Source organism: Vibrio sp. M260118, assembly GCF_036533755.1.
Taxonomy (GTDB): Bacteria; Pseudomonadota; Gammaproteobacteria; order Enterobacterales; family Vibrionaceae; genus Vibrio.
Genome location: NZ_JATABG010000292.1, coordinates 1 through 4,686, shown reverse-complemented (window position 1 = coordinate 4,686; position 4,686 = coordinate 1). Strand labels below are relative to the sequence as shown.

The 4,686-nt window shown below is 44.1% G+C and carries 4 protein-coding genes; 1 reads left to right on the top strand and 3 read right to left on the bottom strand.

All coding sequences use genetic code 11. The features are described from left to right. The 3 genes from QTO00_RS15185 to nrdD all read right to left on the bottom strand — a co-directional run. Window positions 1–584, bottom strand: a 584-nt coding sequence (locus QTO00_RS15185; RefSeq protein ID WP_331425541.1) for an aminotransferase class I/II-fold pyridoxal phosphate-dependent enzyme, incomplete at its 3' end; no start/stop codon positions are given. A 168-nt stretch (window positions 585–752) separates the two neighbouring features. Then, a complete protein-coding gene (gene nrdG, locus QTO00_RS15180) occupies window positions 753–1,220 on the bottom strand; it encodes an anaerobic ribonucleoside-triphosphate reductase-activating protein (protein WP_331425540.1) in 468 nt (155 codons plus the stop codon). Between the two features lie 67 nt (window positions 1,221–1,287). Then, a complete protein-coding gene (gene nrdD / locus QTO00_RS15175; protein ID WP_331425539.1) occupies window positions 1,288–3,408 on the bottom strand; it encodes an anaerobic ribonucleoside-triphosphate reductase in 2,121 nt (706 codons plus the stop codon). 293 nt (window positions 3,409–3,701) lie between these two features. Between nrdD and QTO00_RS15170 the strand changes: the two genes are divergently transcribed. Then, window positions 3,702–4,586 (top strand): endonuclease/exonuclease/phosphatase family protein, encoded by an 885-nt coding sequence (locus QTO00_RS15170; RefSeq protein WP_331425538.1) that lies wholly within the window; start codon window positions 3,702–3,704, stop codon window positions 4,584–4,586. Window positions 4,587–4,686: the final 100 nt, after the last annotated feature.

Here is a 4,686-nt window from a genome sequence, read left to right as displayed (position 1 = left end):
GTAATCGCCTGCCACGCAGAAAAATCGATGTCAGCGCCAGTCGGGTTATGGCAGCAACCATGCAGAAGTACCACATCTTCCGGACCCGCTTGAGAAAGGTCCGCCATCATTTTATCAACATCAACTTGCTTAGTTTCAGGGCTAAAGTAGCTGTAGTGTTTGACCTTTAAGCCTGCTGCTTCCATCACTGGACGGTGATTGACATAACTAGGATTCGAGATCCAGACTGTCGTGTTTGGCTGAGCGACTTTCATCAAATCGCCCAACATGCGCAGTGCACCACTGGCTCCAGGCGTTTGAATCGCAGCCACACGGTCCATTGCGGAAGTGCCGTCTAGCAGTAAGTTAACCATAGATTGGTTGAACTCTTCACAGCCAGCAAGGCCCACATAAGATTTGGTTTTTTGCTCTGCGACAACAATGTCTTGAGCTTGAGTTACCGCGCGCATAACTGGTGTTTCACCAGCGCTGTTTTTATATACCCCAATGCCGAGATCGACTTTTTCACTGCGGGGATCGTTACGGTACGCAACGGATAAAGAGAGAATAGGATCCAATGTTGGAGTCGGTAGATGTGAGAACATGAAAGTCACAACCCTTTGAAATTCAAGTAATGGCCTTCAAGTTATCATCTATTAGAGAAATCTAGAAATAAAAATTCATCGCAGCAGTGCAAAACAGGATTAAAACCCAAACAACGTTAACAATTTCGCAACTATTGCATCCGCTATAGCGAGATATTCTGTCTAGGATTAGAGTTTAAATCTATGAATGATCTGGTTGGAACTTCCGCGCCACTCAAGATTTAGGTCGCGTTTGTCTTGTTCATACTTACCGTCAATCAATGTATCTATGTACTGAATGACCTCTTGTTGGGCTTGATCAAGTTCAGCAAGCGTATAACCCGTCCATAGCCAAATGTCTTTTCCCGGGCACTCTTCACGCACACGTTTGACCAGTTTTAGGATACTTGGCACGTTGGCAGGATGTAGTGGGTCCCCTCCCGACAGCGACAGGCCACGACGCTTAACTCTAGTATCGTTGAGGTCAGTAATAATTTTGTCTTCGGCTTCTTGAGTAAACAACACACCAGAATCCAGCCTTTGTGTCGACTGGTTATAACAACCTCTACATTGATGCACGCAACCAGACACAAACAAGGTACAGCGCGTACCTGGTCCGTTAACGACATCGATTGGATAGTATTGGTGGTAGTTCATGGCATTAATCTTTAAATAAAATGAGCCCTAACATCTAGGGCTCATGTCGAAGGTTATAAGCTCAATTCTACAGGTGCTTAACGCGACGTTTCACTTCTTCTTGTTTACCGAAGTTGAACGGTCTAGCATCTGGGCTACCTAAGTAACCACATACTCGCCGAGTTACTGACACCTTAGTAGAGTCATGGTTGCCACAGCTAGGACAGGTAAAGCCCTTACTCGTACAATCAAACTCACCTGTGTAGCCACACTCGTAACACTCATCGATTGGTGTATTAGTACCGTAGTAAGGTACACGGCTGTAACTGTAATCCCATACGTTCTCTAACGCTTCTACGTTGCGCTGCATGTTAGGGAACTCACCGTAACAGATAAAGCCACCGCTTGAGATATGCGGGTAAGGCATCTCGAAATCGATCTTATCGTATGGGTTTACCTTTTTCTCTACATCTAGGTGGAAGCTGTTAGTGTAGTAACCTTTGTCTGTTACGCCTTCAATCACACCAAACTCTTTAGTATCAATGCGGCAGAAGCGACTGCATAGGTTCTCACTTGGTGTACCGTACAAGCTGTAACCGTAACCCGACTCTTCAGTCCATTGGTCAACGCGGTTTTTCAGGTACTTAACGATATCGATAGCTTTTTGTCTGAGCTCAGAATCATCGTAAACGTGCGTATCATTGCTGCATAGCGCGTTAATCGTTTCATGGATACCGATGTAACCCAGTGAAATTGAAGCACGACCATTTTTAAAGATGTTAGCAATTGGCTCGTCCGCTTTAAGGCGAATACCACAAGCACCTTCCATGTACAAGATAGGAGCGACGCGAGCTTTAACATTTTCTAGACGAGAAATACGCGTTTCCAGAGCACGACGGGCAAGGTCAAGTCTCTCATCAAGTAGCTTATAGAACTGCTTCTCATCACCTTTTGCAGCGATGGCAATACGTGGCAAGTTAAGGCTAACAACACCAAGGTTGTTACGACCTTCATGGATTAACTCACCATTCTCTTCGTAGGTACCAAGGAAGCTACGGCAACCCATAGGCGTCTTAAATGAACCAGTGATCTCGACTACTTTATCGTAGTTAAGAATGTCTGGGTACATCCGCTTTGACGCACACTCAAGCGCAAGTTGCTTAATATCATAGTTCGCGTCTTCTGGCTTATGGTTAAGGCCATCTTTAATGCCAAAGACTAGCTTTGGAAATACCGCAGTCTTACGGTTCTTACCTAAGCCGGCAATTCGATTCTTAAGGATCGACTGCTGGATAAGGCGAGATGCCCAACTTGTACCTAGGCCGAAGCCAAAGGTAACGAATGGCGTTTGGCCGTTAGCTGTGTGCAATGTGTTTACTTCGTACTCCAATGATTGGAATGCGTCATAACACTCTTTCTCCGTACGAGCAGCAGCAAACTCTTTCGGGTTCGGGATATCCCATTCTTTTGCGATCTCAAGATGCTTGTCGTAACTTGTCATCACGTATGGTTCTAGTACTTCATCAATCCGGTTGATGGTCGTACCGCCATAAATGTGGCTAGCAACCTGAGCGATAATTTGCGCCGTCACCGCCGTTGCAGTAGAAATAGATTTAGGCGTATCGATCTCCGCGTTACCCATTTTAAAGCCGTGAGTTAGCATGCCCTTTAGATCGATAAGCATACAGTTAAACATTGGGAAGAACGGCGCGTAGTCTAAATCGTGGTAGTGAATATCACCCATCTCATGAGCTTGAACGATATCACGCGGTAAAATGTGTGTCTTCGCGTAGTGCTTCGCAACGATACCTGCTAGTAGGTCGCGCTGTGTTGGAATAACCTTGCCATCTTTATTAGCATTTTCATTGATGAGGTCAACGTTACTCTCTTCGATTAAGCCTTCGATTTCACGAGTTAACGCGCTTTGCTTCTCACGAGCCATATCGCGGTCGTGGCGATATTCTATGTAAGCACGAGCAAGTGACTTATAAGGCCCTTGCATTAACTCATTTTCTACTAGAGTTTGGATGTCGTGGATGTGTACTTCATCGTGATCTTTTAGCTGGAGCTCTACCGCTAATGCCACATTAAGTGCATAAATTGCGATTTCTTTATCTACCAGCTCTGCTGCTGATTCCACTGCAGCCTGTATACGATCCCTGCTAAACGGAGCTCTTGAGCCATCCCGCTTGATTACGATAGGTTTCACCTTTTCTCCTTACCCCAGCATACTCACAGAGTTATCCACAAACACACTATATAGGGCGATTTATTATTCGACTGACACTATATGTTGTGCCGTATTAAACGAAATGACACTGGAAAAAGTATTGATTTCGATCAATAAAATTGGAGCCCCGCTCAAGATCAAATCGAATCTAGTGGCACCGATCTCAGTTGGAAAGAAAATGATGAAAATTAAAAAAATGGTACGAATCCCACTTGAATTTTTTCAACCTCTTGTAGAATAAAGGCTGCGATAAAACTACTTGGATTGATCCTATGCTGCGTGCTAAAAATTGGTCACTATTTGCTTTATTACTCTTATTCACATCGCTACCTTCTATTTCATCCGAAATGACTATCTCGACGTGGAATATAGAATGGCTGACCAGCGCACCATCAAACAGATTTACAGCCTCATTGCGAAGTGAGGAAGATTTTTTGGCCTTGAGACGCCACTTTAAGTCAATGGATAGCAAGGTAATAGCATTTCAAGAAGTCAATGATGCAAAGGCGCTAAAGCAGGTAGTAGGGCAAGACTATCAGCTGTTTTTCTCACAACGGAGTCAAAAAGACAATTCAAGCCTCCAGTTTGATAATATTAATCAGTATACAGGCTTTGCGGTTAAGCGCGGTATCACAGTGGTGGACAAACCCGATGTGAAATTGGATAACAACCCAAACAGTAAACTTAGATTTGCCAGCTATATTGTGTTCTATCCGCACTCAAATGAGCCTATACACGCACTATCTGTTCACCTAAAAGTGCGTTGCTCTGGTGCTTATAATACAAGCCGTGACTGTCGCACGCTAAAACAGCAGGGACAATCTTTAAATAAATGGATTAAAAGCCGCGAACGTCGAGGTGAAACCTATATTGTCTTAGGCGATTTCAATCATAATTTGAACTTTCATGATGATTGGCTTTGGAAAGTCATCGCTAAAGGCACAGATGCAACACTCGCGTCAAATGAAACCAAAGCACTGTGCAAAGTGAAATCTCGTAACAATCCACAGCGCGCCCATCAGTTTCGTTCTTTGATTGACCATGTAGTGACCAGTAAGGGGCTAAACATTTCTAAACCGATTCAAAACCTATTTCCAATTACCGAGGTTTTAAAGTATCAACTGAGTGATCACTGCCCAATGAGTTTCACGCTATAGAAAAACCCCGCGACGAATCGCGGGGTTTTCTCTTGGTTTACGCAAACCGTCTTCGCATCGCTACGTAATAAAGTACAGGTATCACCAACAAAGTTAATAT